Here is a 22,233-nt window from a genome sequence, read left to right as displayed (position 1 = left end):
TGAAGCCGTCATGTGCGCGCTCTGTGCCCGCCCGCCATCGCGTTCGCCCACAGGCACGATCACCGTCGTCTCGGCCTGCTGCCCGCCGCGTGCGCCGGATACCCGTCACACCGCCGACCTGACGGCGGCCGATACTCACAGGCCCGGTGCCCTCGTGACGCACATGCGGGACGCCAGGCGGTTTCGGGCCCGCCGTGTACGTACTCTGGGCACCGCTCGTCATCGGTGTGCCTGCCGCAGGGCGGCGTGATCTCCACTCGGTGGGTGCCGCTACGATGCCGTTCGTGATGTTGCGTGCGCCGTTCCCGCTCCGCCTGTGGGCGTGGTTTGTGCTGGTCGGCGCGCTCGCGTTCTGTGTGACCGGCGTCGCACGGCCGGCCATGGCGATGCCCGGCCAGACGCAGTCGATGCAGCAATCCGTCGGACCCGGGCAGTCGGCCGGGCGGACGACAGCGGCAACGGCAGCCGAAGCGACCAGCATGGACGGGAACTGCCCGTCGACGCAGACCGTCTGCACCCTGCCTTCGGTCGGCCCCTCCCACCATGCGGCTGCCGCCCCGGCCCATGCCGGTGAGGCGGAAGCGGACATGTTCCTGCGGCCGGGGGTGCCCCGTTCCGGAGTGCCGCCGCCTGCCGAGCCGCCCCCTCCTGACCTGCACCGCTTGTGCGTGTGCCGGACGTGACGGCACCCCGTCCGCGGACTCCCGTCCCGCGGACGCCCCGCCAGCCACGTCCGATTCGGCACGCCCGCGTGCGCGTGCCGTCGTATCTCTTCAGGAGTGTCGACGCATGCCGTCGTCTGTCGCGTTGCTCGTCACCGGTGTCTCCACCGGCCTGCTCGCCGGCGGTGCTTCCTGCGCCGCCGTCCAAGGGGGCCTGCTGGCCGGCGCGGTGACCCGCCGCAGCCCCGCCACCACCCCGGAACCCGCCTCACCCGTCCCCCTTCGCCGCGCACCCGACGCGGCGGTACAGCACCCCGGCGGCCGGGCGCACACCGCGCCGGCGGAGCCCAAGCCGCTGGTTCCCGTCGGGGCTTTCCTCGCCGGAAAGCTGCTCTCCCACACCCTGCTGGGCGCCCTGCTGGGCGTCTTCGGTGACGCGCTGCAGCCCAGCCCCCGCGCCCGGGCGGTCATGCTGCTGGCCGCCGCGGTCCTCATGCTGCTCTTCGCACTCGACCTGTTCGGCGTCAAGGCCGTGGCGCGGCTGGTGCCCCGGCCCCCGGCCTCCTTCGGCCGGCTGCTGCGCCGCAGCGCCAGGACCGACTCGGCCCTCACCCCGGCCCTGATCGGCTTCGCCACCGTACTGGTGCCGTGCGGGGTCACCCTTTCGGTGGAACTGATCGCGGTCACCTCCGGGTCCCCCGTCGCCGGGGCGGCGGTGATGGCCGGGTTCGTCATCGGCACCGCCCCGCTGTTCGCCGTCCTCGGCTACCTGTTCCGCCGCACCAGCCGGGCCCTGTCCGGCCGACTCGCGATCCTGACGGGCGTGGTCGTGCTCGGCGTCGCCGCCTGGACGGTCGTCTCCGCACTGCAGGCCGGCGGCTGGGCCACCTTCACCCGGCAGAATACGACCACCACGGCCGCCTCTTCCGGCATGAACATGACGGAAGGGTCGGGGAAGTCGGCAGCCGACGCGCCGGTACGCATGGACGGCGCCGGCAAGCAGATCATCACCTTGACGGTGACGGACTCCTACAGCCCCACGCAGTTCACGGCGAAGGCGGGCGTGCCCACCACGCTGGTGCTGCACGGCAAGGACTCCAGCGGCTGCGCCCAGGCCTTCACCATCCCCGCCCTCGGCGTCCAGGAGATCGTCAAGCGCAACGGTGACACCGAGGTCGACCTCGGCACCCGCAAGCCTGGCACGCTCCGCTTCACCTGCTCCGTGGGCATGAACACCGGCACCATCGACTTCAAGTAGAAAGCGCCCTTACATGAAGCTTTTCAGCCGCAAGGCCGAGACGGAGACCGAGACCGGCCAGCAGATGATCCTCCACATCGAGGGCATGCACTGCACCAGCTGTGGCCTGTCCATCGACGACGAGCTGGAGGACGTCCCCGGAGTCCGCTACGCCAGCACCAACTTCCGCGCCGGACTCACCACCGTCACTCTGGCGGAGGGCACGGAGGTGGACACCTCCGAACTCGTCGCGGCCGTCCGGCGGGCCGGTGACTACACGGCCCGGCCCGCCGGCTGACGCGGCTGTGGCCGCCCCGCAGCTCTGCGGGGCGGCCACGTCGGCAAGCGGCTCGCCCGGGCCGCATCGGCGATTCGGCGCGCCGCACAGCCGTGCCGTGCCGGATGCCAGGTCAGGCCTGGGGCGGGCGGTCTCCCGGAGACGCCGGCCTGCCGGCCGAGTCCCGTTGGGCGGCCTTGAGCTGGTCGATCTCTGCCTGCAGGTGGGTGACCTCGACTGCGTTGGTGTCGTGGCCGGTGGGGACGGTGGGCCGAGGCCGGGGCTGGGCCTGTCGCACGTTCTTACGCTGGTACCGCCCCATATACCACATCATCAGGGCCATCCCCACGGGGCAGGCCAGCAGCAACAGGATGAGCGGAAGATACTGGGGCATCGTCGGCTCCTTCGGAAGGGACGGCAGACCCGTCGGCCGGAAGGGACGGCAGACCCGACAGCCCGGGGAACCGGCCCCTGGTCCGGGACCGGGCCGTCAGGTCTGCCGCGGTGCGGGTGTCCTCCGCGTGAGGGCGGACCGTGTCACCTGCAGGCGGCACGGTGCGCGCCTACTGTCTTCCGGCGTCGCCGGGACGGCAGGAAGCGGGGTGTGCGGGCCGCATAACGCTCCCAAGCGGTGCCGAAACAGGCGGCGACCTCGGCTTCCTCACGCAGGGCGAGGCGCCGGTAGACCCAGACCAGTACCGGGAACATCACCAGTGTAGGCAGAGTGGGCCACATCAGGAGGAACCCGGTCATGATGGCCGGGAACCCGGTGTACTGCGGGTGTCGGATGCGCCGGTAGGGGCCCGAGCATGCCAGAGCAGGCCCAGGGCGTACTCCGGGAGCAGGTCGCGGACGACTGCACAGACAGGGGCTGGCGGACGCACGTCGGGATGCCCCCGTGTTCCGGGAGCGGGCCCGCGCCGTCAGGGGCGCGGACCGGGCTCGTCCGGCTTGCTGAAGTCCACCCTGGGCGCGGACGCCTGCTGTTGAGTGTTCGCGGCGCGGAGGATGCGCACCTCCTCCTGGAGGTCGGCGATCTGCTTGTCGAGATCGGTCCCCGTCGCCGTCGTGGCCGTCGTGGACTTGGCGGTCGCCCCGGACGTGCCGCACGCGGCGCCCTTGCCGCCCTTGCCGCTCTGGCTGCCCATGCCGCGCATCATGAAGATCATGCTGAGCGGGCAGAGCGCCAGGATCAGCAGCGGCAGGGCGGCCACCGCCCACGCGGGTTTGACCAGGAACAAGCCGCCGGCGACGACACCGGCACCGATGAGGACCTTCTTGTTCAGGCACATCATGGGGATCACTCCAGGGGCTTGTGCGGTGTGCCCGGCGCGGTGGGCCGGACCGGGGCTGTACGAAAGAAGTTAGGCATGTGCTGTGAAGGGACGATGAGCACACGATGGTCGGGCCATGTGCGTCGGGTCGGCCGCGGACTGCTTCCGGTGGCTCAGCCCGACGAAGGCCAGGATCAGACCGGCGGCCTGCCGATGCGGTGCGGGTCGAAGGGCAGCAGCGTGAGCCCCGTCCGGGAGCCGATACGGAGGCACGGCCGGCGGCCGGTCATGGCGCTCTCCCCGGGAGGGCCGTCCGTTTCCGGGCGGGCGCGGTGTCCGTGTCCGTGTCCGACGGCACCGGTGCGGGCGCGGCCTGCTCCTCAGCAGGAGGCGTGGCTTCGGTGCTTACCGTCGGGGCGGGTGCGGTCGGGGCGGGCCGACGGCGTACGACGAGGAAGGCGACGGCGGCGAGGAACAGCAGCAGGCTGGTCCACACGTTCAGCCGCAGGCCCAGGTGGTTGGCGGGGTCGACGCGCAGCATCTCGATCCAGCCGCGGCCCGCCGTGTAGGCGGCGACGTACAGGGCGAGGACGCGGCCCCGGTCGAGGCGGAAGCGTCGCTCGGCCCAGATCACGAGGGCGGCGGCGCCCAGGTTCCAGGCGGCCTCGTAGGCGAACGTGGGGTGGTAGGTGGCGGCGTCCGGGGTGGCGGCGGGGCGGTTGGCCGGGTCGATCTCCAGTCCCCAGGGCAGGGTGGTGGGCCTGCCGTACAGCTCCTGGTTGAACCAGCAGCCGATCCGGCCGATCGCCTGGCCGACCAGGACGGCCGGTGCGAGGGCGTCGGCGAAGGCGGTGAAGGCGATGCCACGACGCCGGGTTGCGATCCAGGCGCCGAGGGCGCCGCCGGCGATCGCGCCCCAGATGCCGAGGCCGCCCTGCCACACGTACAGCGCCTCGACCGGGTTGCGGCCTTGGCCGAAGTACAGCTGCCAGCTGGTGATCACGTGGTAGAGGCGGCCGCCGAGGATGCCGAACGGCACCGCGACCATGGCGATGTCGAGGACGGCGCCCGCGTCGCCGCCCCGGGCGTTCCAGCGGTGCCGGCCGATGGCGATCGCGGTGATGACGCCGAGGACCACCATGAGCGCGTACCCGTGGAGCATGAGCGGGCCGACCGTCAGGTACGGGCTGGGCGGACTCGGGAGGAAGGCGAGCTCCATCGGGTCAGGACCCGCCCTCGGCGCCGCCCATCATGCCGGACATCGACTCACCGGAGCCGCTGCCCATCATGCCGTTCATCGAGGTGCCGGAGCCGGAGCCCATCATGCCGTTCATCGACATGCCGGAGCCGCCGTCCATCATGGAGTGCTCGGACGTCATCTTGCGCATCTGCTTCTCCGCCGCACCGCGCTCGTTGGCGGGCATGTCCTTGAGGCAGCGCTGGATCATGGCTTCGGTGCTCTTGCCGCCGGCGCTCGGGGACGATGTCGCCGAGGGGGTCGGCTCGGGCGTCGTGTCCGAGGTCGCGGCGAACGCGGTGGCGGCTCCGTACGCGCCGAGGCCGCCGAGCAGGGCGGTGGCCGCGGCCACCGCGATGGTCCTGTGCCTGATCATGATCAGTGCTCCTCACCTGTGGCTTTTGCGGTACGAAGCCGAAATTAGGCGCGGGGTGTGAAGGGCCGATGAAGCGGCCGTGTGCGGGCGCTGTTGCCTGCCGGGGTCAGGGGCGGTCCCGAGGGCCTGTCGCGTCTCTGTCCGTACGGGCGCCGCCATCCGCCTCCCGGGCCTGTGGTGTGGGAATTCAGCCCTCGGGTGGCAGGGCAGGACTGACTCCCACTGCTCACGGTTGCCTGAAAATCACTAATGGATCGGTTTGCTACCCCTAGGGGGTAGGAGTAGCTTCGGTCGTGAAGGAGGCGCGTGATGACCGAATCCGAGACCGGGCAGCAGCGGCAGTTCATCGCTCCGGAGGCCGCCGACGATGCGCTGGTGCGCCTGGCCAAGATCGGCGGGCAGGTGCAGGGCGTGACCCGGATGATCCGGGAGGGCCGGTACTGCGTGGACGTGCTCGACCAGATCGCGTCCGTGCAGAAGGCCCTGGACGGGGTGTCCCGCACGGTGCTGCGCAACTACCTGGAGCGGTGCGTCACCGACGCCATCAAGGACGACGACCCGCTCATCCACGACGAGTTGATGAAGGTGCTGTTCCGGCACCGCTGACCCATGCGGAAAGCCCCCGAGAGACATAGGAGGTCGCCATGCTCAAAGCGCTCATACGAGCCTGCGGACAGTGCCAGGTAGCCATCGAGGGTGTCGTCGCCGCCCTGCCGGGCGTGACGGTCGCCGACGTCAGCAGCCGCGCCCGTGCCGTCGCCGTCCGGTACGACGCCCCGGCCGAACCGTCCGGGATCGAGGCGGCGATACGCGGCGCCGGCTACCGCATCGGCCCGTACAGGAACCCGTCCACGGAAGGGAGTACGTCATGAATGCGGCGGACATCGGGGTGCTGGCCGGAGCGGTCGCGCTGATCGCGTTCCTGGCCTGGTACTTCTTCGGCCCCAAGAAGTCCCGTCAGGCCGAACTCGTGGGCGGCGTCCAGGAGATCGGCATCACGGTGAAGGGCGGCTACGCCCCGGATCTGATCCAGGTCCGCCAAGGGGTGCCGGTGCGGCTGGTGTTCGACCGGCAGGAGGGTGGGGACTGCACGTCCCGTGTGGTCTTCCCGGACTTCGCGCTCGCCGCCTCGCTTCCGGCGTACGAGACGACCGCGGTGGAGTTCACCCCCGACCGGGCGGGCCGGTTCGGCTTCGCGTGCGGGATGAACATGGTGCACGGTACGCTGCTGGTCGAGCCCGGTGACGGCGAGAGCGCGGCATCCGCCGTGCCGACCGTCGAGACTGAGCAGGCCCCCGAGCAGAGCGGCCCGGAGCGTGAAGACGCCGAAGCGGCCGCGCGGCGCGAGGAGATCGCCGATCTGTCGCGACGGGTCCTCTTCGGCGCGCTGCTGTCCCTACCGGTCGTGGCGGCCGTGATGCTGCACGAGGTGTTCGGTGTGGACGTGCCGGGCCTGCTGCTCAACCGGTGGTTCCAGTTCGCGCTGATCACGCCGGTGATGTTCTACACGGGGTGGCCGATCCACCGTACCGGCTGGCTCGCCCTGCGCCACCGCGGCGCGGAGATGAACGCGCTGATCACGCTGGGCACTTCGGCGGCGTACGGCTACAGCCTGCTGGTCACCGTGGCGCCCGGGCTGCTGCCGGAGGGGGTGCGCGAGGTGTACTACGAGGCGGTGGGCGTCATTCTCACCCTCATCCTGCTGGGCCGCCTGTTCGAGGCAAAGGCCAAGGCGGGCACCGGGCAGGCCATCCGCGAGCTGCTGAACCTGCAGGCCCGGACCGCCCGCGTGGTGCGCGACGGTACGGAGGTGGAGGTGCCCGTCGAGCAGGTCGCCGCCGGGGACGTCGTGGTCGTGCGGCCAGGTGAGAAGGTCCCCGTGGACGGCGTCATCGTCGACGGCCGCTCCACGCTGGACGAGTCCATGGTCACCGGCGAGTCGATCCCGGTGACCAAGACGGTGGGCGACGAGGTCGTGGGCGCCACCATCAACCAGACCGGCGCCTTCCGGTTTACGGCGACCAAGGTCGGCGCGGACACCATGCTCGCCCAGATCGTCAAGCTGGTGCAGCAGGCACAGGCATCCCGGGCGCCCATCCAGCGCATCGCCGACCTCGTCGCGAGCTACTTCGTGCCCGCGGTGATGTTCATCGCGATCACCGCGTTCGCCGTGTGGTTCCTCGTCGGCCCGGACCCGGCGCTGACGCTGGGGCTGGTGGCCGCCGTGGCCGTACTGATCATCGCGTGCCCGTGCGCCCTGGGCCTGGCCACTCCCCTGTCCGTGATGGTGGGCACCGGCAAGGGCGCCCAGGCCGGCATCCTGATCCGCTCGGCCGAGGCGCTGGAGACCGCGCAGCGCCTCGACGTGGTCGTGCTGGACAAGACCGGCACCGTCACCCGGGGACGGCCCGAGCTGACCGACCTCGTGCCCGCGGACGGCTTCACCGAGGACGAGCTGCTGCGCCTGGTGGCCTCCGCCGAGCACTCCTCCGAACATCCCCTGGGCCAGGCGATCGTCTCCGGCGCAGCCGAACGCGGCATCATGCTCGCCGAGGTGAGTGAGTTCGACTCGGTCACCGGCCATGGCATCACCGCCACCGTCGACGGCCGCCGGGTCCTGGTGGGCAAGGCCGCGCTGCTGGCCGAGCACGGCATCGACCCGGCGTCCCTCGCGCCGGAGGCCGACCAGCTGTCCGCCCAGGGCAGGACGGCGATGTACGCAGCCGTCGACGATCGGCTGTTGGGGCTGGTCGCGGTCGCCGACACGGTCAAGGAGGACTCGGCCGCCGCCGTCGCCGCGCTGAAGCAGCTCGGCCTGAAGATCGTGATGATCACCGGGGACAACGCGCGGACCGCCGAGGCCATCGCGGCCCAGGTGGGCATCGAGAAGGTGCTGGCGGAGGTGCTGCCCGAGCACAAGGCGGACGAGATCCGCCGCCTGCAGGACGAGGGCCTACGGGCCGGCATGGTGGGCGACGGCATCAACGACGCCCCAGCCCTGGCCCAGGCCGATGTCGGCTTCGCGATCGGCACAGGCACCGACGTCGCCATCGAGGCTGCCGACATCACCCTGATCTCCGGCTCTCTGGGCGGCGTGGTCACCGCAGTGACGCTGAGCCGGGCCACCATGCGCAACATCCGCCAGAACCTGTTCCTGGCGTTCGTCTACAACACGGCGGGCATCCCGCTCGCGGCCGGCGTGCTCTACCCGGTCACCGGCTGGCTGCTCAGCCCGATCGTCGCCGCCGCGGCGATGGCGCTGTCCTCGCTGTCGGTGGTGGGCAACGCCAACCGGCTGCGCCGCTTCACCCCGCGACCGCTGCCCGGCTCCCCGGCATCGCCGGTGGACACCGCGGTCAGGGCCACCGTGGCCGCATGATGGAACCCGTACGAAGGAACGGGCGCCCGCGACTGCTTCATGCGGCCCCGGCCGGTGCCGGAAGCCAAGGTCTCTGTCGGGGGCGCCGCGTCATGACCCGCGCCGGCCGGGCGAGGGCACCCGGGCATACCAGCCGGGTGGTGTACGGCCTGCCGAGGCGGGCCTCGGCAGGCCGTGGCTCTCGTCGTATCCGGTACGGCCGGCGTCCTGGCTGCGGACGAGCCCCGTACTGTTGATGAGAAGGAAGGTAAACCGGTGAGTGCGACGGTGCTGGTCGTCGACGACGAGGTGAAGCTGCGCGGGCTGCTGCGTGACTACCTGGAGCGTGACGGCTACTCGGTGCTGGAGGCGGGCGACGGCCGCGGCGCCCTCGATCTGGCCGCCGCCTCCCACCCCGACCTGGTCGTCCTCGACCTGGGGCTGCCCGGCCTGCCCGGCGAGGAGGTGGCCCGGCTGCTGCGCAAGACCAGCGACGTGCCCATCGTGATGCTCACCGCCAAGGCGAGCGAGAACGACCGGGTGATGGGGCTGCGGCTGGGCGCCGACGACTACGTCGTCAAGCCGTTCAGCCCGCGCGAGCTGGTCGCCCGTATCGAGGCGGTGCTGCGCCGCGCGCGCGGCTCGAGCACCGAAACGGTGGCGCCGGACTCCTACGGCAAGGGGCGGCTGCGGATAGACACCGAGCGCCGCGAAGTGCGCTCGGACGGCCGGCCGGTGGAGCTGACCCGCATGGAGTTCGACCTGCTGGCCGCGCTCGCCTCCAGGCCCGGCCGGGCCTGGACCCGTATGGAGTTGGTGGGCCGCGTCCAGGGCCACACGTTCGAGGCGTACGAGCGGACCATCGACGTGCACGTGAAGAACCTGCGCCGCAAACTCGGCGACGCCCCGCCCTCCACGGTGATCGTCACCGTGACCGGGGTCGGCTACAAACTCGGAGTGGATCGTGATGTGGACCGCGATGCGTGAACTGCTGCGCGGCCGGTTCGCCCGCCGCCTGGCCCTGGCCTTCGCCGCGCTCGGCATCGGCACGGCCGTACTGACCGCCGTGCTCGTCAACACCGCCTTCACCGACCGCTTCGAGAACTACCTGAGCGAGCAGCAGCGCACCAGCCAGCAGCAGCTGGTCGCCCTGTTCGCCGCGGACTACGCCCGCGACGGCGCGTGGAATGCCCAGGCGCTCAACGAGCTCGCGCCGACCGTCACCATGACCGGTTCGGAGGCCGAACTGCTCGACCCGGCGGGCCGGAAGGTGTGGTCGTTGGCCGACGCCGACGTGACCGCCGCCACGCTGGCCATGCACCGGGAGATGATGGGCACCGGCGACCTCGGCGCGCCGCGCAGCCTGCCGATCACCGTGGACGGACAGCGGGTCGCCACCCTCCAAGTCCGCGTTCCCCAGGGTGTGGTCCCGGCCGTGGACAGGGACTTCCAGGCATCCGTCAACCGCCTCCTCGCCGCCGGAGCCCTCGGCGCGGCCCTGGTCGCCCTCGTCGTCGGCGTCTACACCGCCCGCCGGGCCACCGCACCCATCGCCGAACTCACCCGCGCCGCCGACGACCTCGCAGCCGGGCAACGCGACCGGCGCGCCGCCACCGTGCCCAGCAACGAGATCGGCCAACTGGCCACCGCCTTCAACACCATGGCCGACCGGGTAGAGAGGGAGGACGAGCTGCGGCGCGCTTTCGCCGCCGACGTCGCCCACGAACTGCGTACTCCTTTGGCCATACTGCGCAGCGAACTCGAAGCGGTCCAGGACGGCGTCCGCGATGCCACTCCGAAGGTGATCGACTCCCTGCACGACGAGACTCTCCGGCTGGGCCGCCTCATCGCCGACCTGGAGACCCTGGCCTCCGCCGACGCCGCCGCCTTCACCCTCGAACGCACATCCCTGTCACTGATCGCCCTCGTCCGCGACGCGACCGCCAGTCTGGCCGGCCGGTTCACCGAAGCCGGGCTCACCCTCCGCACCGACCTGGACGACGTCCGCGTCGACGGGGACGAGGTACGGCTGCGGCAGATCGTCACCAACCAGCTCACCAACGCCCTGAAGTTCGTCCCCGGCGGGGGCACCGTCACCGTCACCCTGCGCCAGGAGGACGGCTGGGCCGAGCTGCGCGTGGCCGACACCGGCCCCGGCATCCCCGCCGAGGACCTTCCCCGCGTCTTCGACCGCTTCTTCCGCAGCCGGGATGCCCGCGCCGACGGCTCCGGCATCGGCCTCGCCGTCGCCGCCGAACTCGCCGCCGCCCACGGCGGCACCCTCACCGCCGACAGCGAAGTCGGCCGCGGCACCACCTTCACCACCCGCCTGCCCGCCCTCGGACGCCGGCCAAAGGCGACAGGCGGAAGAGGGCCGCAACGCGCAGCCGCCCACGACGGCGGGGGCTGACGGGCCCGCGGACCGGGTCCCCGCGCCCGAAACGTACAAGTACAGCCGCATCCGGTCCCGCTCGGCGATACTTCGGCAGGCGCTCGAACAGCCGCCTCCTTCCTCGGCGCGGCCGGGGCTGGGTGATACCGAGTTGCAGAGTCCCGCCGCTTGCAGCAGCGTTATGGAGTTTCTACATACCGATGCGCCAGGAGGAGCCCATCGCCAGCTGGGCGGTAGAGGGTGCATCAGGTCGGTGAGCTCGGCGGCCGGGGCTGATGCCGGTGAGGAGGCTGCTCAGGCCGGGGGCGATGCTGCCCCACCACTGGGCCGTGCCGGGACGGCCGTGGCGGGCGCCGAAGTCCCCGGTGCGCCGGTACTGGATGAAGGCCCGCATCCCACCGGCGATGAGCAGGAACGCCGCGTACAGGGCGAGGGCGAGGACGGCCATCACGCTCACCTCCTCCTTTGGCTGGTCAGGCGGGGGCGTTGTCGGGTTCGTGGTCGGTGCGGCGCCAGGACAGGGCGGCGACGGCGATTCCTCCGCAGACGATGAAGGCGTCGGCGAGGTTGAAGGTGGGCCACCAGCCGGTGTGCAGGTAGTCGGTGACGACTCCGTCGGCCGTGCGGTCGATCAGGTTGGCAGCGGCGCCGGCGAGGATGGCGGCGAGCGCCGCGGCGGTGGCCTTCGACGTCGGGGCCGTGCGCCAGGCGAACACGCCCACACCGGCGGTGATCAGGGCGGTGAGGGCGATCACCACCCAGGAGGGCAGGGTGTCGCCCATGGAGAAGGCGACGCCGGGGTTGTAGGCCAGGCGCAGTTGGGCGAAGCCGGGACCGATCGGCGCGTCGGCGAGGCTGTCCTTGGCCCAGGTTTTCAGGGCGAGGTCGAGTCCGGCCAGGGCGGCGGCGCCGGCCGCGAGGGCCGTGCGCCGCCTGGCTGCCGAGGACCCGCGGGGGGTGTGCTCGGGCATGGTTCAGACTCCTGCCGTCGCCGGGACGGGCTGCTCTGCCGCGACGGGTACTGGTGCGGGGGGAAGGGGGCGGGTGCGTCCGGCGCGGACGCCGTTGCCGATGACGACGATCTCGAAGAGCTCGTGGACGGCGACGACGGCGGCCAGGCCCATGACGCCGAAGGCGGACAGCGGGATGAGCAGGGTGATCAGGCCGAGGGACATGCCGACGTTCTGCAGCATGATCGCGCGGGAGCGGCGGGCGTGGTCGAGGGCCTGGGGCAGGTGGCGCAGGTCCTCGCCCATCAGTGCGATGTCCGCGGTTTCGATGGCGACGTCGGTGCCCATGGCGCCCATGGCGATGCCGGTGTCGGCGCTGGCCAGGGCGGGGGCGTCGTTGATGCCGTCGCCGACCATGGCGACTGGGCGCTGCTCACGCAGGGCACGGATGAGGGTGGCCTTGTCCTCGGGGCGCAGGTCGGCGTGGACCTCGGTGATGCCGGCCTGGGCTGCCAGGGCGGTGGCGGTGCGCTGGTTGTCGCCGGTGAGCATGGCCACGGTGTAGCCGGAGCCGTGGAGGCGGGCGACGACCTCGGCGGCCTCCGGGCGCAGTTCGTCGCGTACGCCGATGGCACCGATGAGGTGTCCGTCGTACTCGACGAGGACGGCGGTGGCGCCCATGTTCTGCAGGGCGGTGACGTCCTCATCGAAGCTGCCGGGCTCGATCCAGCCAGGCCGTCCCAGGCGGGCGGGGCGGCCGTCGACGGTGCCGGTCAGTCCGGCGCCGGTGACCGCCTCCACCCCGTCCGCCTGCGGGTGTTCGGGGGCGGCGGCCAGGATCGCGCGGGCCAGGGGGTGTTCGCTGCGGGCCTCCAGCGCGGCAGCGATCTCAAGGACCCGCTTCTCGCTGCGGCCGTCGGCGGAGACGGTGCGGATGACGGTGGGCTCGTTGCGGGTCAGGGTGCCGGTCTTGTCGAGCGCGACGGCGCGGATGCGGCCGAGAGCTTCGAGGGCGGCGCCGCCCTTGACGAGGACGCCCAGGCGGCTGGCGGCGCCGATGGAGGCGACCACGGTGACCGGGACGGAGATCGCGAGCGCGCACGGGGAGGCGGCGACCAGGACGACCAGGGCCCGTTCGATCCAGGTCTGCGGGTCGCCGAGGATGCTGCCGGTGACGGCGATGATCGCGGCGAGGATCATGATGCCGGGCACCAGCGGTTTGGCGATCTTGTCGGCGAGGCGCTGGGCCTGGCCCTTGCGGGACTGCTCGGCCTCGACGATCTTCACGATGCGGGCCAGGGAGTTGTCCGCGGCGGCGGCGGTGACCTCGACCTCCAGCACGCCGGTGCCGTTGATCGACCCCGCGTACACCGCGCCGCCCTCGCCCGCCTCGACGGGGACGGACTCGCCGGTCAGCGCGGAGACGTCGAGTGCGCTGCGGCCGGAGCGGATGGTGCCGTCGGTGGCCACGCGCTCACCGGGCTTGACCAGGAGCACATCGCCGATCTTCAAGGTGGCCGGGTCGACGGTGACCTGGGCCCCCTCGCGCAGCACGGTGGCCTCGCTGGGCACCAGGTCCAGCAGGGCGCGCAGGCCGCGGCGGGTGCGGGCCAGGGAGTACTCCTCCAGACCCTCGCTGATGGAGTAGAGGAAGGCCAGCATGGCCGCTTCCTCGACCTGGCCCAGGACGACGGCTCCGACGGCGGCGATGGTCATCAGCGTGCCGACGCCGATCTTGCCCTTGGCCAGGCGGCGCAGGGTGCCGGGCACGAACGTCCAGGCGCCCGCGGCCAGGGCGATCGCGTTCAGGACGAGTTCGACCGTGTCCGGGCCGTCGGCCAGGCCGGTGACGAAGCCAACCAGCAGGAACACGCCAGCGACCGCCGCCCACTGCAGCTCGCTGACCTGCCAGATCTTTTCCGGTGCCGACTCCTCGGCGTCGTCACTGGTGCGCGGTTCGTCGCCGCCGCATCCGCACGCGTCACCCATGGGTCTTCTCCTTGCGCTGAGCAGCCACCAAGGTGCGGCCGTAGGTGGGGCACAGATCCACGGCCTCGCCCGTGGCGGCCAGCAGATCCTCGGCCGAAGCCAGCAGGTCCAGCAACTCCGGGCGGGCCAGGAAGTAGAACGACGAGCGGCCTTCGGCCCGGGAGTCGACCAGGGCGCAGTCACGCAGGCACGCCAGGTGTGCCGAGATCGTGGACTGGGCCAGGCCCAGTGCCTTGACCAGGTCGACCACCCGAGCCTCGCTTTCGGCCAGGCGCAGCAGGATCGCCAGGCGGGCCGGCTCACCCAGGGAACGGAACAGGGCCACGGCCGCCGACGGCGCCCCGCATGTCGTCATGGTGGCCGCCGGGGCCACTCCTGTGCTATTCATCGTCATGCGACGATGATAGCTGCCCGTGGCGATGCATTGGCGAGGGGGACCCGGACGTGCTGATGAACCGGATCGAGAAGGCCGCGATCAACAACCCGGCAAGGCGGGCGCTGCAACGTCTCTACGAGGTGCCGACCCTGCTGAAGCTGGCCGGCGGCCCGCTGCCGCCCGGGGCGAAGGCGGCCGAACTCGGCTGCGGACCCGGCTACGGCACCAAGCTGATCCTGGACCGCTTCCGCGCCGCGCACGTCGACGCCGTCGACCTCGACCCCTACATGATCACCAAGGCCCGGCGCCGCCTCGCCCGCGAAATGCACCGGGTGCGCCTGGCGGTCGGGGACGCCACCGACCTGCGTACGGCCTTCGGCGCCGCGGACAGCTCCTACGAAGCGGTCTTCGACTTCGCGATCATCCACCACATCCCCGACTGGCGCTCCGCCCTCACCGAGACCGCCCGCGCCCTCAAGCCGGGCGGGCTGTTCGTGTTCGAAGAGGTCACCGCGCACGCCCTGGCCCGGCCCTCCTACCGGCTGCTGTTCGACCACCCCACCGAAGACCGGTTCACCGCCGAGCAGTTCCTCGCCGAGCTGCCCCGCCACGGCCTGGCTGTGCGCGGCAGCCTCACCCGCATCCGGGGCGACTACCTCCTCGGCGCCGCTGTCCGCAGCCGCTGACAGCGCAGCGCAGCGGTTTCCCGGACGGGGCGCCGAGAGCGAGACCCCCTGCGTCGGCTACTCGGCGGTAGCTTTGGCCAGGAGCGGCAGATCGTGGGTGAAGTCCTCGACGGTGGTGCCGCTGTAGAGGACGTGGGCCTTGTCGTGGATGGGCCAGAACGCGGCGACCTGGGTGCCGTGGGGAGGTGGCGACGGTGCCGTCGGCGTGGCCCTTGGGGTCTTCGACGGAGGTGCCCAGGCCGAGGGCGGCCTTCTTCACCTTCTCCAGGTCTCCGGACAGGCCGGTGAACTGGGGGCCGAACGCGCGCAGCCAGCGGCCGGTGTCCTCGGGGGTGTCCCGCTCGCGGTCGGTGGTGACGAACACGACTGTGGTGTCGTCCCGTACGTCCTGGGGCTGCTTGGCCAGGGCTGTGGAGATGTCGCCCATGGTGGTGGGGCACACGTCGGGGCAGTTGGTATAGCCGAAGAAGACCAGCGTGGCCTTCCCGGCGGTCTGCTTGCGCAGGTCGAAGCTCTGGCCGCTGGTGTCGGTCAGCACCAGGTCGGGCTTGGGGAACGGGTTCGACAGCTGCGTGCCCCCGGGCGGGCCTTCGGCCCGGCTTGGGTGCACCACGGCTCAGTGCGCTCGCCTACCGCAGGGCACCGGGCGTCGGCGGGCCGCCTGCGCCGCTGTCAGGGTTCGTGGACGGGGCGGGCGACGAACTCGTGGAGGGGCTGCTCGGGGCCGGTGCGCCCGGGTCGCCCCCGGCGAGAGCGGTGCCCCAGCCTCTGTCGTAGTCAACTGACCTTGCTCATGTGAGACATCCTTCTCCGTGCGTGGCTTTGCTTCCGGTTCGGTGAAAGGGAACTGACGTGCCGGTGGCGGGCCCTTGCCCGCCGTCTGATTCGGTCACCGACCGACGCCCGGCGGCGAGTTCGCAGCTCGGTGTCGGCGAGGGGCGGCGTCCGCGTCGGTTCGCGCGGAGGGCCTCTCGGCTGGGCGGAGGGGGCGGAGCCGGTCACAGGTCCACGACCAGCCGGGGGCTGCGGGAGCGCGAGACGCAGGGGTAGACGACGTCGCGGCGGTCCCGCTCGCCTGGCGGCAGTACGGTGTCGCGGTGGTCGGGGGTGCCGGCCAGGACACGCAGTTCGCAGCTGCCGCAGAAGCCCTCCTCGCAGGAGGAAGGGGCGTCGGGGACGGCCTGGCGGATCACGTCCAGCAGGGTGCGCTCGGCCGGGACCGGAAGCGTGCGCCCCGTGCGGCGCAGCTCGACGTGGAACGGCCGGGCCGGGGCTGGGGAACCGGTCGCCTGTGAACTGGCTCCGGGGGCGGCGAAGCGTTCGATGTGCAGGTGCCTGTCGGGGAAGCCCGCGGCCACGGTCTTCTCGGCGGCGCTGATGAGGGGTTCGGGTCCGCAGGCATAGACGGCGGCTCCCGGTGGGGTGCCGGCCAGCGCGGTGGTGAGGTCGGGCAGGCCGTCGGTGTCCTGGGGCACCAGGCGGACGCGGTCGCCGCCGAGGGCGGTCAGTTCGTCGGTGAAGGCCATGGTGGCGCGGGAGCGGCCGCCGTAGAGCAGGTGCCATTCCCGCCCTGCCGCTGCTACCGCGCGGATCATGGGCAGGATGGGGGTGATGCCGATGCCGCCGGCGATGAACAGGTAGTGGTCGGCCAGGACCAGCGGGAACCTGTTGCGGGGTCCCTTGATGGCGAGTGGCTGGTCCTCCTCCAGCGCGTGGGCCTCCGCCGAGCCGCCGCGCCCGTCGGGCTGGTGCAGGACGCCGATGCGGTAGGTGGTCCGGTCGGCGGGGTCGCCGCACAGCGAGTACTGGCGGATCCTCCCGGACGGCAGGACGAGGTCGACATGAGCGCCGGGCTGCCACGCGGGCAGCGGTGTGCCGTCCGGGGCAGCGAGGTCGAGGGTCACGACGCCGTCGGCGGCGCGCCGGGTGTCCGTCACGACCACGGGCCGGGATCCGGGCGGGTCGCGGTGTACGGGCGGTTCTACGGCCGTAGCTGCGGGTGCGGGGGTGTCGCTGCCGGCGCTGCGGCGTCCGGCCAGCAGCCGGTAGAGGGACAGGAAGCCGACCGCCGCGCCCAGGACGAGACCGGTCCACGACACCGCTGTGCTGTCGGTGCCGGCGGTGAGGGCGTGCACGGTGGTCAGCACGAACAGGGCGAAGGTGCCGGTGTGGACGTAGCGCCACCACCGGTGCGGGATGCGGTGCTTGAGCAGGGAGGTGGTCTGGATGGCGGCCAGGAGGTACAGGGCGATGACGCCCCAGGCCACCGCCGCGGGCCGGTAGTCGGAGGTGAAGGGGATCAGTAGCTGCAGCAGGCCGATGTCCACCCAGGAGTCGGCGACCAGCCCCACCAGATGCACCGTCAGGAAGACCAGGGACAGTCCGGACAGGAAGCGGTGCAGGTCGTACAGGCGTGCGGGGACCGTGCGAGGGCCCAGCACGCGGGTGGACATCAGCAGCCCCCATACGGCGGTGGCCGACAGCAGCCACCAGGACATCAGCCCGCCGGCGCGGGCGAGGTGCCACCACAGTTGGGGGTCCACGTCACGTACCTTTCCCAGGGCCCGGCGCGGTGCACCGTGCCGTCTTCGGTCACGAGGAGGCCGGCGACGCCGTGACTCTCCAGCAAGGCTGTCCCTGCAGACAGTCCGGCGATCAGGGCCGCTTTGGCCAAAACCTCCGCCCAGTGCGTCTGGCCTGCCACCACGGTGACGGTGGCCACCTCGTTGGTGGCCGGTGCGCCGCTGGCCGGGTCGATGAGGTGGTGGAGCTGCTGTCCCTGCCGCTGCCACCGGCGGCGCAGCCGGGTTGAGGTGGCGACCGCGCCGTCTGCCAGGGCCAGCCACGCCATGTCCATACCAGGGTTGGCCTCGTCCTCTACCGCGACGGACCACGCCTGGGCGCCGGGAGCCGAGCCCACGACCCGTACGTCCCCGCCGAGGTTGACGCAGGCCCCCTCGGCCCCGGAGGCCAGCAGCGCCTGGGCGACGAGATCGGCCGCGTATCCCTTGCCGATGCCGCCGAGATCGAGCCGTACGCCAGGGGGCAGGCGCACCCGGTCATCGTCGATCTCGATGCCCGCGCAACCGGGGGCTGGGGCGGGTGTGACGCCGGGCGCCGGCTCGCGTGGCAGCGTCGGGAAGGTGTGGGTGTAGCCGGCGGCTTCCAGCGCGGGCAGGACGGTGGGGTCGAACAGGCCGCCGGTCACCTCCCATGCCCGTACGGTCTGGCGTACGAGGGCGACGGTCGGCTCCGAGAGCTTGACCCAGCGGTCGGGCGAGGCGTTGAGGCGGCACAGTTCGCTGTCGGCGCGGAAGCGGGACCACAGCGACTCCAGCTCTTCCAGCTGGGAGCGGGCTCGGGCGAGAAGCTCCGGTTCACAGCCGCCGGCCACCAGGAGGTGGCCGGCGGACCCCATCACGGGAAACCGCGCCTCAGCTGCCACGGCTGGTCGTCATCGGCGGGGACGGCATGGGCGCGGAAGGCATCGCGGCCGACGGCGTCGCCTGGCCCTGCCGGCCCTGGGACGGTGCGGGGGCCGCCGCCGGCGGTGAGGTCTGCCCGCCGGAGCCACAGCCGCTGCCGCTGCTCCGCGTCACCGGGGCGGACGGAGTCGCCTGCTCGGGTGCGGGAGTCGCGGCAGCAGGGGCGGAGGAGGCGGCGACGGCCGCCGCGGGCACCGCCTCGGCCGTCGACGGCTGGGCGGCGCCCACCAGTACGCCGGTGAGCAGTGTGGCGCCGGCCAGGCTGGCCGTGGCCACGCCCACCCGCACGGCCAGACGGCGATCCTGTTCGTCGGCGGCGTTGTTCGGGTCGGCCACCGTTACATCCCGCCCATGCCCATGCCCATGCCCATGTCGCCCATGCCCATACCGCCGGAGCTGCCGCCGCTCATGCCACTGCCGTTCATCCCGTTCATGCCGTTCTGGGGCGTGGCGCCGGGCGAGGGGGTGGTGGAGGGAGCGGGGGTGCCGGAGTCGTTCATGGAGCCGGACATCCCCGACCCCATCTCCATCCCCGCCTCCATGCCCTTGTCCATGCCCATCTCCATGCCCATGCGCATGGCTTCGAGCTGCATCCGCATCCGCATCTCCTCCATGCTCATGTCGCCCATGCCGGGGTTGGACGGGGCGACGCTGGGGGCCGGGCCGGCAGTGCCGGGGTCCGTGGGCGACGGCGTGGGGGAGGCCGACGGCATCGAGGATCCGGGAGCCATCGACATGGAAGGGCTCGCGGACGCCGTGGGGCTCGTGCTGGAGTCGTCGGAGGGGCCTCCGCCGGCGGCCGCCGCGGTGGCGACGGCGACGGTGACGCCGACGGTCACGACCGCGGCGGCGATGGCGAGGGCGGTACGGTGCCCGATCTGTCCTGCAGCCATGGTTTCGTCCTTATCTCTGGTCCAGTAGCGGGTGTTGAACGGGTGGTCAGGTCAGGTCTGGGCCCAGGGGCCCGGCAGCGCGCCGGAGGCACCGCCGCGTCGGCTGAGCGGGGCTCAATTGCGGTTCGTCGGCTGGAAGCGGCGCAGCCGCAGGCTGTTGCTGACGACGAACACCGAGGAGGAGGCCATCGCGGCGCCGGCGATGAGCGGGTTGAGCAGGCCGAACGCGGCCAGCGGCAGGGCGGCGACGTTGTAGACGAAGGCCCAGAACAGGTTGCCCTTGATCGTGGACAGGGTCTTGCGGGCGAGGCGTATCGCGTCGGCCGCGCCGCGCAGGTCGCCCTTGACCAGAGTGAGATCGGCAGCGGCGATCGCCGCGTCGGTCCCGGTGCCCATCGCAAGTCCCAGGTCGGCCTGGGCCAGTGCGGCCGCGTCGTTGACGCCGTCGCCGACCATCGCGACGACCTTGCCCTCGCCCTGGAGCCGCTTGATCTCGGCGACCTTGTCCTCGGGGTGGACCTCGGCGATGACCTGCTCGATGCCGACCTCGGCGGCGACGTGCTGGGCCGCGGCGGTGTTGTCACCGGTCAGCAGCACCGGGGTCAGTCCGAGCGCCTTGAACTGGGCGATGGCCTCGGCGCTGGTTGCCTTGACGGTGTCGGCGACCACCAGGGCAGCCCGCACCTTCTCCTCCCAGGCGGCGAAGACCACGGTGCACCCGGTGCGCTCGGCCTTCTGCTGGGCCCGGACCATCGCGGACGGGATCTCCAGACCGCGCTCGGACAGCCAGCTCGCCCGGCCCGCGATCACCTCGCGTCCCTCGACTGTGCCGACCACACCGCGACCGGCATGGTTCGCGAAGTCCGCGACAAGAGCGAGAGGGCCGTGCTCTTCGGCGGACGCGTCGGCGATCGCCCTGGCGATCGGGTGCTCGCTGGCATGCTCCAGCGCGCCCGCCAGCCGCAGGACCTCCTTGCGGTCCTCGCCGTCGGCGAGAACCACATCCGCCAGCCGCATCCGCCCCTCGGTGACGGTGCCGGTCTTGTCCAGCACGATCGTGTCGATGCGCCGGGTGGACTCAAGCACCTCAGGCCCCCGGATCAGCAGTCCGAGCTGGGCGCCGCGGCCGGTGCCCACCATCAGCGCGGTCGGCGTGGCGAGCCCCAGCGAGCACGGGCAGGCGATGATGAGCACCGCCACCGCCGCGGTCAGCGCGGTCTGGGCGGGGTAGCCCAGGATCAGCCAGGCGACCATGGTCTCTACGGCCAGCAGGATGACGACGGGGACGAATATCGCCGAAATCCGGTCGGCCAGCCGCTGCACCTCGGCCTTGCCGGTCTGGGCCTCCTCCACCAGCCGGGCGATCTGCGCCAGCTTGGTGTCCGAGCCCACCCGGGAGGCCCGCACGACGAGCCGGCCTCCGGCGTTGACCGTCGCTCCGGTGACCGCGTCACCGGGGCCGACCTCCACCGGCAGCGACTCACCCGTCAGCAGCGACTCGTCCACCGCCGAGGTTCCCTCGGTCACCACACCGTCGGTGGCGATCTTCTCCCCGGGCCGCACCACGAACTCGTCGCCGACCGCCAGCTGGTCGATCGGCACCCGGACCTCGCGGCCGTCGCGCAGCACGGTGACGTCCTTGGCGCCCAGGTCCATCAGCGCCCGGATCGCCTCCCCGGCCCGCCGCCGGGCACGCGCCTCGAAGTAGCGCCCGGCCAGGATGAACGCGGTCAGCGCCGCGGCCACCTCCAGGTACACCTCGGCCATCCCCGCGTGCCCGGTGTTGGGCAGCAGCGAGAACTCCATCCGCAGCCCCGGCTCCCCCGCACCGCCGAGGAACAGCGCGTAGATGCTCCAGACCCAGGCCGCCAGCACGCCGACCGACACGAGGGTGTCCATGGTCGCCGCCCTGTGACGCAGGTTCAGCAGCGCGGCGCGATGGAACGGCCACGCCCCCCACAGCGCCACCGGGGACGCCAGCGCGAACGCCAGCCACTGCCAGAACCGGAACTGCGTGGCCGGCACCATCGACAGCACCACCACCGGCACCGTCAGCACCGCCGAGACCAGCAGCCGGTCCCGCAGCGCCCGCACATGCCGCTCCTCCTCGCCGACAGGCCCGGCACCGCCATCGGCCGAACCCCCGCTCTCGGCCGCCGTGGACGGGGGCGCGGGAAGGCTCGCCCCGTACCCGGTCGCCTTCACCACCTCGACGAGCTTCTGCGGCGTCAGCTCATCCGGGTAGGAGACCCGGGCGTTGGCGGTCGCGAAGTTCACCGACGCACTCACGCCGGGCACCTTGTTCAGCTTCCGCTCGATCCGCGCCGCACACGAGGCACAGGTCATCCCGGTAATGGACAGATCGACCGTGTTCTCCGGCTCGGCCTGACCCGGCGGTCCGACCGTGGGCAGGCGGCCGGTCGTGTCTGCTTCGGTGGTCGTCATGTGAGGCTGCTTGTCCTTCTGTGCCTGGACCGGGGACAGGTCGGATCGGGGACGGTTCAGCCGCCGGCACACACCGGCGGTCCGGCGGAGCCGGCCGAGTCAGGACCCGCCGGACCGCGGGTGTCGGCGAACTCCCGGCCCTCAAAAAGAAGGAGGAGCGGAGCCGCGAGACCCGGCGCCGTACGGCTGGTGCCACATCAGGCATTCCGTACTCACGGCGACCGAGGTCCGACGCCGCGGATCACGCGTTCGCGGCACACGCGGCACCATTGGGGAGCGTCGCGATCTCGGAGCCGTCGGCCGGACCGGGCCGCCGACGACGCCGGGGCTCCCTGGACGAGCGTCAGGAGGTGACGAGTTCGTACTCGCCAGCCTCGACAATGGCGGCCCGCACGTCCTCCGTCGCCAACGGGCTGTCACTGGCCACCGTGACACGGCCGGTCTCGACATCGACCTCGACCTTGCTCACACCGGGAACGTCGCCGAGTTCCTTGGTGATCGCATCGGCGCAGTGGCTGCAGGTCATGCCGGTGACCGTGTACGTGGTCTCGCTCATGTAACGCTCCTCGCTACAGATACGACCGCCTGGATCGGCG

The 22,233-nt window shown here is 72.0% G+C and carries 25 protein-coding genes; 9 read left to right on the top strand and 16 right to left on the bottom strand.

Annotated elements, in window-relative coordinates:
• Window positions 1-284 precede the first annotated feature (284 nt).
• The 3 genes from RMT89_RS11565 to RMT89_RS11555 all read left to right on the top strand — a co-directional run bounded on the left by RMT89_RS11565 (window position 285) and on the right by RMT89_RS11555 (window position 2,197).
• Window positions 285-683, top strand: a complete 399-nt coding sequence (locus RMT89_RS11565) for a hypothetical protein (protein ID WP_315883705.1) — start codon at window positions 285-287, stop codon at window positions 681-683.
• A 106-nt stretch (window positions 684-789) separates the two neighbouring features.
• Window positions 790-1,920, top strand: a complete 1,131-nt coding sequence (locus RMT89_RS11560) for a sulfite exporter TauE/SafE family protein (protein ID WP_007491761.1) — start codon at window positions 790-792, stop codon at window positions 1,918-1,920.
• Between the two features lie 13 nt (window positions 1,921-1,933).
• On the top strand, window positions 1,934-2,197 hold the full coding sequence (locus RMT89_RS11555) for a heavy-metal-associated domain-containing protein (protein WP_007491758.1): 264 nt from the start codon (window positions 1,934-1,936) through the stop codon (window positions 2,195-2,197).
• A gap of 112 nt (window positions 2,198-2,309) precedes the next feature.
• Here RMT89_RS11555 and RMT89_RS11550 read toward each other — a convergent pair whose 3' ends face one another.
• From RMT89_RS11550 to RMT89_RS11530, 5 genes are all read right to left on the bottom strand, one after another.
• Window positions 2,310-2,570, bottom strand: a complete 261-nt coding sequence (locus tag RMT89_RS11550; RefSeq protein WP_007491756.1) for a hypothetical protein — start codon at window positions 2,568-2,570, stop codon at window positions 2,310-2,312.
• Window positions 2,571-2,713: 143 nt separating this feature from the next.
• Window positions 2,714-2,992, bottom strand: coding sequence for an isoprenylcysteine carboxylmethyltransferase family protein (locus RMT89_RS11545; RefSeq protein ID WP_078508442.1), 279 nt, complete (start codon window positions 2,990-2,992; stop codon window positions 2,714-2,716).
• A gap of 107 nt (window positions 2,993-3,099) precedes the next feature.
• Entirely contained in the window at window positions 3,100-3,471 is a 372-nt protein-coding gene (locus RMT89_RS11540; RefSeq protein ID WP_007491752.1) for a DUF2933 domain-containing protein, read from the bottom strand.
• 265 nt (window positions 3,472-3,736) lie between these two features.
• Window positions 3,737-4,669, bottom strand: coding sequence for a prolipoprotein diacylglyceryl transferase (gene lgt / locus RMT89_RS11535; protein WP_007491748.1), 933 nt, complete (start codon window positions 4,667-4,669; stop codon window positions 3,737-3,739).
• Window positions 4,670-4,673: 4 nt separating this feature from the next.
• Window positions 4,674-5,063, bottom strand: coding sequence for a hypothetical protein (locus tag RMT89_RS11530; protein WP_007491745.1), 390 nt, complete (start codon window positions 5,061-5,063; stop codon window positions 4,674-4,676).
• Between the two features lie 309 nt (window positions 5,064-5,372).
• Between RMT89_RS11530 and RMT89_RS11525 the strand changes: the two genes are divergently transcribed.
• The 5 genes from RMT89_RS11525 (at window position 5,373) to RMT89_RS11505 (ending at window position 10,831) form a co-directional block, all read left to right on the top strand.
• Window positions 5,373-5,669: a metal-sensitive transcriptional regulator gene (locus RMT89_RS11525; RefSeq protein WP_007491743.1), complete on the top strand. Its 297-nt coding sequence runs from the start codon at window positions 5,373-5,375 to the stop codon at window positions 5,667-5,669.
• 38 nt (window positions 5,670-5,707) lie between these two features.
• On the top strand, window positions 5,708-5,935 hold the full coding sequence (locus RMT89_RS11520) for a heavy metal-associated domain-containing protein (protein ID WP_315883704.1): 228 nt from the start codon (window positions 5,708-5,710) through the stop codon (window positions 5,933-5,935).
• Window positions 5,932-8,442 (top strand): heavy metal translocating P-type ATPase, encoded by a 2,511-nt coding sequence (locus RMT89_RS11515; RefSeq protein ID WP_007491740.1) that lies wholly within the window; start codon window positions 5,932-5,934, stop codon window positions 8,440-8,442. Before RMT89_RS11520 ends, RMT89_RS11515 begins: the two co-directional genes overlap by 4 nt.
• Window positions 8,443-8,697: 255 nt before the next feature.
• Entirely contained in the window at window positions 8,698-9,408 is a 711-nt protein-coding gene (locus RMT89_RS11510; RefSeq protein WP_007491738.1) for a response regulator transcription factor, read from the top strand.
• On the top strand, window positions 9,389-10,831 hold the full coding sequence (locus tag RMT89_RS11505) for an ATP-binding protein (protein WP_007491736.1): 1,443 nt from the start codon (window positions 9,389-9,391) through the stop codon (window positions 10,829-10,831). The genes RMT89_RS11510 and RMT89_RS11505 overlap by 20 nt, the downstream gene beginning before the upstream one ends.
• A gap of 172 nt (window positions 10,832-11,003) precedes the next feature.
• Here the strand turns inward: RMT89_RS11505 and RMT89_RS11500 are convergent, their stop codons facing one another.
• From RMT89_RS11500 to RMT89_RS11485, 4 genes are read right to left on the bottom strand one after another with little or no spacing between them, the layout of a single operon-like run.
• Entirely contained in the window at window positions 11,004-11,270 is a 267-nt protein-coding gene (locus tag RMT89_RS11500; RefSeq protein WP_007491735.1) for a hypothetical protein, read from the bottom strand.
• Window positions 11,271-11,286: 16 nt separating this feature from the next.
• Window positions 11,287-11,784, bottom strand: a complete 498-nt coding sequence (locus RMT89_RS11495; RefSeq protein ID WP_007491734.1) for a signal peptidase II — start codon at window positions 11,782-11,784, stop codon at window positions 11,287-11,289.
• A 3-nt stretch (window positions 11,785-11,787) separates the two neighbouring features.
• Window positions 11,788-13,752: a cation-translocating P-type ATPase gene (locus RMT89_RS11490; protein WP_007491733.1), complete on the bottom strand. Its 1,965-nt coding sequence runs from the start codon at window positions 13,750-13,752 to the stop codon at window positions 11,788-11,790.
• Complete coding sequence (locus RMT89_RS11485; RefSeq protein WP_050814997.1) at window positions 13,745-14,146, bottom strand: helix-turn-helix transcriptional regulator; 402 nt, start codon at window positions 14,144-14,146, stop codon at window positions 13,745-13,747. The genes RMT89_RS11490 and RMT89_RS11485 overlap by 8 nt, the downstream gene beginning before the upstream one ends.
• Window positions 14,147-14,202: 56 nt before the next feature.
• Between RMT89_RS11485 and RMT89_RS11480 the strand changes: the two genes are divergently transcribed.
• Window positions 14,203-14,814 carry a trans-aconitate 2-methyltransferase gene (locus RMT89_RS11480; protein ID WP_007491731.1) on the top strand — a complete coding sequence of 204 codons (612 nt, stop codon included), beginning with the start codon at window positions 14,203-14,205 and terminating at the stop codon, window positions 14,812-14,814.
• Here the strand turns inward: RMT89_RS11480 and RMT89_RS11475 are convergent.
• The 7 genes from RMT89_RS11475 to RMT89_RS11445 form a co-directional block, all read right to left on the bottom strand.
• Window positions 14,762-15,427 carry an SCO family protein gene (locus tag RMT89_RS11475; protein WP_244313285.1) on the bottom strand — a complete coding sequence of 222 codons (666 nt, stop codon included), beginning with the start codon at window positions 15,425-15,427 and terminating at the stop codon, window positions 14,762-14,764. The two genes, RMT89_RS11480 and RMT89_RS11475, sit on opposite strands and share 53 nt — an antisense overlap.
• A 385-nt stretch (window positions 15,428-15,812) precedes the next feature.
• Window positions 15,813-16,913: a PDR/VanB family oxidoreductase gene (locus RMT89_RS11470; protein ID WP_399497988.1), complete on the bottom strand. Its 1,101-nt coding sequence runs from the start codon at window positions 16,911-16,913 to the stop codon at window positions 15,813-15,815.
• A gap of 398 nt (window positions 16,914-17,311) precedes the next feature.
• Window positions 17,312-18,232, bottom strand: a complete 921-nt coding sequence (locus tag RMT89_RS11465; protein ID WP_007491725.1) for an FAD:protein FMN transferase — start codon at window positions 18,230-18,232, stop codon at window positions 17,312-17,314.
• Between the two features lie 16 nt (window positions 18,233-18,248).
• Complete coding sequence (locus RMT89_RS11460; RefSeq protein ID WP_007491723.1) at window positions 18,249-18,635, bottom strand: hypothetical protein; 387 nt, start codon at window positions 18,633-18,635, stop codon at window positions 18,249-18,251.
• A gap of 2 nt (window positions 18,636-18,637) precedes the next feature.
• A complete protein-coding gene (locus tag RMT89_RS11455) occupies window positions 18,638-19,192 on the bottom strand; it encodes a hypothetical protein (protein ID WP_007491721.1) in 555 nt (184 codons plus the stop codon).
• Between the two features lie 114 nt (window positions 19,193-19,306).
• Window positions 19,307-21,637 (bottom strand): cation-translocating P-type ATPase, encoded by a 2,331-nt coding sequence (locus tag RMT89_RS11450; protein WP_007491719.1) that lies wholly within the window; start codon window positions 21,635-21,637, stop codon window positions 19,307-19,309.
• A 343-nt stretch (window positions 21,638-21,980) separates the two neighbouring features.
• Window positions 21,981-22,193, bottom strand: a complete 213-nt coding sequence (locus RMT89_RS11445) for a heavy-metal-associated domain-containing protein (RefSeq protein ID WP_007491717.1) — start codon at window positions 22,191-22,193, stop codon at window positions 21,981-21,983.
• Between the last annotated feature and the right edge of the window lie 40 nt (window positions 22,194-22,233).

This window comes from Streptomyces sp. P17 (genome assembly GCF_032436805.1).
In the GTDB taxonomy this organism is placed as follows: Bacteria; Actinomycetota; Actinomycetes; order Streptomycetales; family Streptomycetaceae; genus Streptomyces.
Note: the sequence above shows the minus strand (reverse complement) of the source record. Positions and strands in the feature narration are given on the sequence as shown.

What these genes read in the sequence shown, in the direction of transcription:
- RMT89_RS11485 (WP_050814997.1), bottom strand. Translation starts at nt 14,146, where the DNA reads ATGACGATGAATAGCACAGGAGTGGCCCCGGCGGCCACCATGACGACA.
- RMT89_RS11495 (WP_007491734.1), bottom strand. Translation starts at nt 11,784, where the DNA reads ATGCCCGAGCACACCCCCCGCGGGTCCTCGGCAGCCAGGCGGCGCACG.
- RMT89_RS11560 (WP_007491761.1), top strand. Translation starts at nt 790, where the DNA reads ATGCCGTCGTCTGTCGCGTTGCTCGTCACCGGTGTCTCCACCGGCCTG.
- RMT89_RS11505 (WP_007491736.1), top strand. Translation starts at nt 9,389, where the DNA reads ATGTGGACCGCGATGCGTGAACTGCTGCGCGGCCGGTTCGCCCGCCGC.
- RMT89_RS11480 (WP_007491731.1), top strand. Translation starts at nt 14,203, where the DNA reads ATGAACCGGATCGAGAAGGCCGCGATCAACAACCCGGCAAGGCGGGCG.
- RMT89_RS11555 (WP_007491758.1), top strand. Translation starts at nt 1,934, where the DNA reads ATGAAGCTTTTCAGCCGCAAGGCCGAGACGGAGACCGAGACCGGCCAG.
- lgt (WP_007491748.1), bottom strand. Translation starts at nt 4,669, where the DNA reads ATGGAGCTCGCCTTCCTCCCGAGTCCGCCCAGCCCGTACCTGACGGTC.
- RMT89_RS11450 (WP_007491719.1), bottom strand. Translation starts at nt 21,637, where the DNA reads ATGACGACCACCGAAGCAGACACGACCGGCCGCCTGCCCACGGTCGGA.
- RMT89_RS11525 (WP_007491743.1), top strand. Translation starts at nt 5,373, where the DNA reads ATGACCGAATCCGAGACCGGGCAGCAGCGGCAGTTCATCGCTCCGGAG.
- RMT89_RS11540 (WP_007491752.1), bottom strand. Translation starts at nt 3,471, where the DNA reads ATGATGTGCCTGAACAAGAAGGTCCTCATCGGTGCCGGTGTCGTCGCC.
- RMT89_RS11530 (WP_007491745.1), bottom strand. Translation starts at nt 5,063, where the DNA reads ATGATCAGGCACAGGACCATCGCGGTGGCCGCGGCCACCGCCCTGCTC.
- RMT89_RS11490 (WP_007491733.1), bottom strand. Translation starts at nt 13,752, where the DNA reads ATGGGTGACGCGTGCGGATGCGGCGGCGACGAACCGCGCACCAGTGAC.
- RMT89_RS11515 (WP_007491740.1), top strand. Translation starts at nt 5,932, where the DNA reads ATGAATGCGGCGGACATCGGGGTGCTGGCCGGAGCGGTCGCGCTGATC.
- RMT89_RS11520 (WP_315883704.1), top strand. Translation starts at nt 5,708, where the DNA reads ATGCTCAAAGCGCTCATACGAGCCTGCGGACAGTGCCAGGTAGCCATC.
- RMT89_RS11550 (WP_007491756.1), bottom strand. Translation starts at nt 2,570, where the DNA reads ATGCCCCAGTATCTTCCGCTCATCCTGTTGCTGCTGGCCTGCCCCGTG.
- RMT89_RS11455 (WP_007491721.1), bottom strand. Translation starts at nt 19,192, where the DNA reads ATGGCTGCAGGACAGATCGGGCACCGTACCGCCCTCGCCATCGCCGCC.
- RMT89_RS11465 (WP_007491725.1), bottom strand. Translation starts at nt 18,232, where the DNA reads ATGGGGTCCGCCGGCCACCTCCTGGTGGCCGGCGGCTGTGAACCGGAG.
- RMT89_RS11445 (WP_007491717.1), bottom strand. Translation starts at nt 22,193, where the DNA reads ATGAGCGAGACCACGTACACGGTCACCGGCATGACCTGCAGCCACTGC.